We start from the raw sequence: 378 nt of genomic DNA on the forward strand, positions 1-378 counted from the left end.
GCCGATGATTTCATCATCACCCGTGCCAGCGATCACCACATCATCACCGCTGCCTGCATTGATCACATCGTTGCCGCCTTGTGATTCTTCGGTGCTTTCAATGCTCACGAGTTGCCAGCCTGAGCTTTGAGTCGTGCGAGTCACTTGACCGTTGTCACCTAAAATCAGGTCATGATCGTTACCACCTGTGATGACATCGTTATCGCCACCACCGGCGATCACATCGTTGCCATCATCACCGTGAATCGTGTCTTTACCACCGTTGCTCGCGTTACGTGCAATCACATCGGCGCTTTGTCCGTTGGCTGGGACCACAATACCTAGGTCACCCAGTAAGACGTCGTGACCTGCACCGCCGATGATTTCATCATCACCCGT

Annotated in this window: 1 protein-coding gene; it reads right to left on the reverse strand. The window is 53.2% G+C overall.

Annotation, left to right across the window (positions count from 1 at the left end):
• Positions 1 to 378: calcium-binding protein (locus ACP45E_RS07975; protein ID WP_141707255.1), on the reverse strand; the 378-nt coding region annotated here is incomplete at both ends.

This window comes from Vibrio genomosp. F10 str. 9ZD137, assembly GCF_049974785.1.
In the GTDB taxonomy this organism is placed as follows: Bacteria; Pseudomonadota; Gammaproteobacteria; order Enterobacterales; family Vibrionaceae; genus Vibrio.